The organism is Escherichia sp. KCJ4928 (assembly GCF_004352695.1).
Classification (GTDB): domain Bacteria; phylum Pseudomonadota; class Gammaproteobacteria; order Enterobacterales; family Enterobacteriaceae; genus ECMA0423.
Window position 1 is genome coordinate 1 of the sequence record NZ_SJWV01000259.1, and the last position, 4000, is coordinate 4000.

A 4000-nucleotide genomic window follows, 5' to 3' on the forward strand; every position below is an offset into this window, starting at 1 on the left:
CGCCCCGGGATTTGGGTTTATTCGCCTCATTATTGCGCCAGGCTTCCATCGAATTACGGATGTAACGCTGCCTCGCCTCCTGATACATATCCCCCACCAGACCAAGGTCATCCGCTGCATACCCCAGCCGGGCACGCTCTTTTTCTTCCCCTTTCAGCCGGGACAGGGCCAGTTGACGCTCTGAGTTATTCAGGGCGCTCTGCTGTTTATCATCCAGAGTGGCCTGCGGCAGTCGCAGCGGTACACTCGCCAGTCCCTGACGCTGTTGCAGCAGTTCATTACCCAGCCCCAGCAGGCGGTTGAATTCCGTATGCTGAACATTCATCTGCAGTAATGCCTGGTATGCCCTGTTCTGCTCTGCCGCCTCCTCACGTATCCTCGCTACACGGTTGTACTCCAGTGACGCCAGCGTTTCCTGTACAGACCTCGCCCTTTCCTGCATCTGTGTCAGTCGTGACTGTTCAACCGCCAGCCTGCCGGTTGCCTCAGCAAGGCCGTGGGTTATAATCTCCGCACCTGAACCACCCTGTGGATTTTCCTGCAGCCAGCGCTGATAGTCAGTAATCTGTGTTTTCAGTCCCCGGACTTTACTTTCCTGCTCAGCAATCAGACGATTCTGCTCTTCCAGTGCTTCGCGGGTTTTACCCTCATTATCAGCCAGTTCCGGAAGGGTCATTCCTGGCAGCTTTGCCCGGATTTCATCAATCGTCGATGCATACTGGCGCGCGGACTCCCTGGCCTGTTCCTGACGCTGGTACACCGTGTACCAGGCACCGGCCCCAAGCATCAGTAAACCGGGTATCCCGCCGACCAGAGAAAGCAGGGATGCAGCGCCACTTTTCAGCATTCCCGTAACCGACGTGGCATTCTCCAGCGCCTTCCCCGAGGCCGCCACTGCATGATTCGACTGCACCAGTGCAGCATTGGCCACAATCATGGCCCGACGTTTTGCGACGGCATTCTGTGTGACCAGCGCCTCCGCACTGGTATTTCTGGCCACGGCGAGTTCTGCCTGTGCCAGTTGCCAGGCACGTTCTGCCGCCAGAGCGTCAGCCGCCGCCTTACGTTGCACCTGAACCGCAGCATCTGCCTGCGCCGCTGCCAGGGCAACAGTGCCAGACTTCGCAGCAAGCAGTTCTGTCGTGGCCTTTCCCACACCGGATGCCATATTGCCAAAGTACCGGGCGACCCCGACAGCAACCAGCACACCCGCAGCTGTTGCCGCGGTATCAATATTTCCGGCCACACCGTTCAGTGCGCCGGAGAGCGTTTTCGTCGCTCCGCTGGCCTCATTCGCGCCGCCCACCCAGGCCATAAAGGCGTTTTCCACCTTCGTGATCCCGTCAGACACCGTTTCCGGCATGGCTGCATATTCATCACGCAATATCCCCAGCTGGCTGATTAACGCGGGAACGACTTTATCCGCCGTCAGTTGACCATCGTCCGCCATCGCCTTCAGATCTTTACGGGCCACGCCCATGCCTGCAGCCAGTGCGCGAATGATCCGGTCCCCACTTTCATTGACCGAATTAAATTCCTCACCGCGTAACACACCCTGTGCCAGCGCCTGGCTGAACTGGGTGATCACCGAACCCGCCTCTGCCGTACTGGTACCGGAAATTTTCAGCCCTGTCGAAATGGCCTCCGTCACCTTCAGCACATCATCAGCACTGTAACCATATTCACGCATCGAGGCAGCCGAACGGGCAAACAGAGCCGCATTATCCGAAAATGCGGTGCCTGTCCGCTGGCTGATATTCATCAGTACTTTCTGTGATGACGCAAATTCATCCGATGACTGCGACGCCTGTTTCAGACGGGCATTCACGGAGCTCCATTCATCCGCCAGCGAAATCAGGTGTCCGGTGGCAAAGGCACCGGCAAACGCACCGGTCATTCCGACAGCCGAAACGCGGATTTCCGTCAACTGGCTGTTCAGCTCAGCCAGAGCCCGGCGCTGCTCCCTAGCTGCCGCAGCAGCCTGACGTCCGCCATTCTGCAGGGTACGGTAATATTCACTGCCCATACGGGACGCCCGCTGGATCTCCGACTGGAATGACTGTGAATTTGCCGAAATTTTGATAATCAGTTCACGTAACGTCGCCATTCACCTTTCTCCGGGCGTAAAAAAACCGCCTCAGCGGTTCTCATCATTCATGACTGTGCTGCAAAGCTCAGCGCGTCTTCCAGCGCCGCAAACGGATCCACCTCCGGCTTATCCTCATCCTCGCCCCAGCAGAGCATGGCGTCCTTCAGTGCAACATTCATACCCTGTGCCCCGAAAAACGCTTTCACGATCTGTGCATTACGGATATCCCCGCGCTCATCACCCAGCGGGGATATCCTGTCGAACTCCATCCACATCATCGCCTCGCTCGCACTCAGGCTGTGGCGCAGTTCGGATAAGGTGCGCCCCAGACGGAGCGCAAGTCGCATCAGAAAGCGAATTTCCGGGCGGGCTACTTTTTTCTGGCCGACTCTGCATCAGCGATCAGTTCCAGTGCCTGACGCAGCAACCGGGCATGTACCGGACCATAGACGGCCAGCACCTGCTCACGGTCGTCCGGAGTGAACACCCGCTGCAGGTCCGTATCACACAGGACATCGCAGAACAGCGTCACATCCGCTTCCAGGTTACGGCGGGTTTTCGCCACCACCGACAGGGTATCGTCATCCTCTCCATCACCATTGAGCACGTCCTGCCACAGATACCAGGCCTCTGCCGAAGGCTCCCGCAGCACCACGCTGACATTACCCCATTCCGGCACCTTCACCGTTTTATGACGAAACCCTGACAGTCTGGCCAGCGCCAGCGTTTTCAGATCCTTTTTCATGATGCCCCATCCCCTTATCCGGCGGCTGCGCTCACTGTCACGGTGCATTCAACAGACGTCACACTCTGTGCTTTCTCTGCCGAATCGGTCACCACGCAGGTATATTTCCCCGCATCAGCGGACTGCGCACCGGGCTTACTGAAGGTGTCTGTCGTCTGCCCGTCAACCGGCTGACCATCCTTCTTCCAGGCGTATTTATACGGCGGCATTCCCCCGTTGGCACTGACTGACATTGTCAGCAGCGCACCGGTATTCACGGTAAGTGTCTTATCCAGATTTTTCACAAACGCCAGCGGTACCACAAAGGACACCGGTTTGCCTTTCAGACGCAGTGAGAACGTTGCAGCCACCACGCCGTTGGTACCGGATGACCAGGTGTGCTGGCGCACTTCCGCCAGGAATTTAAAGCCCTTACCGGACGGAAACAGCACCTTAAACGCATACAACGCGTCATTGTCATAGGCATCACGCAGGGCGTTCTGGGCCTGATTCAGATAAAAATTACCCGACATGGAAATCTCAGACGACGCCCCCAGACCATTGATGTTCTCCTGCTCTGTGGAGCAGAGCGTGGTCACATCAATATCCTGTTTCTGACCGGCGGTGAACTGGACTTCCTTGATGGTGCAGTCCAGGCGCAGATATTCCGCCTTATCCATAGTTTCAGCAGTCGCCGGGGCAGATGAAATCATCACCTGAGTCAGCTGTGAGCGTTCATACAAAGCAGACATTCTGCCTCCTGATAATAAAAAACCCGCACGCGGCGGGGTATGGGTTTTGTAGAAAAAAGAAAAAGTCACACCGTGACCTGAAACTCCAGGGTTGCACGGTAACAGCGGTTTTCCGGAATATAGTCCTGCATTTCACTGACGGATCCCGGGGCCAGCAGCATTATGGCTTCACGGGCGTCCTGACGTATCTGACGCGCCTGCGTCACAGTCCCGGCATAAACGTCTATCTGCACCGACACTGAGGACTCCGCCTGCCCGCCCATCACGTCCGCTGACACCGATGAAATCAGGCTGAAAACCACCCACGGAAGCGCCACCGACGGCCTGCCATCCAGCAGGGGGACCACATACGGGTACACCTGCCCGCCGGCAAGATGCGCCAGATGAGGATACAAATCCGCCTCCGTCATCGTCTCAGTACCTCATCAATGGCCC

The 4000-nt window shown here is 57.1% G+C and carries 5 protein-coding genes; all 5 read right to left on the reverse strand.

Features of this window, described 5'->3' with window-relative positions; all coding sequences use genetic code 11:
• On the reverse strand, positions 1-2107 hold a 2107-nt coding region (locus E0D98_RS21870), incomplete at its 3' end, for a phage tail tape measure protein (RefSeq protein WP_131891002.1).
• Positions 2108-2154: 47 nt separating this feature from the next.
• Positions 2155-2364, reverse strand: coding sequence for a DUF4035 domain-containing protein (locus E0D98_RS21875; RefSeq protein ID WP_131891005.1), 210 nt, complete (start codon positions 2362-2364; stop codon positions 2155-2157).
• A gap of 95 nt (positions 2365-2459) precedes the next feature.
• Complete coding sequence (locus E0D98_RS21880) at positions 2460-2834, reverse strand: phage tail assembly chaperone (RefSeq protein ID WP_000710934.1); 375 nt, start codon at positions 2832-2834, stop codon at positions 2460-2462.
• Between the two features lie 14 nt (positions 2835-2848).
• Positions 2849-3565: a major tail subunit gene (locus E0D98_RS21885; RefSeq protein WP_001275432.1), complete on the reverse strand. Its 717-nt coding sequence runs from the start codon at positions 3563-3565 to the stop codon at positions 2849-2851.
• A 65-nt stretch (positions 3566-3630) separates the two neighbouring features.
• Positions 3631-3975, reverse strand: coding sequence for a DUF3168 domain-containing protein (locus tag E0D98_RS21890; RefSeq protein WP_000133388.1), 345 nt, complete (start codon positions 3973-3975; stop codon positions 3631-3633).
• Positions 3976-4000: the final 25 nt, after the last annotated feature.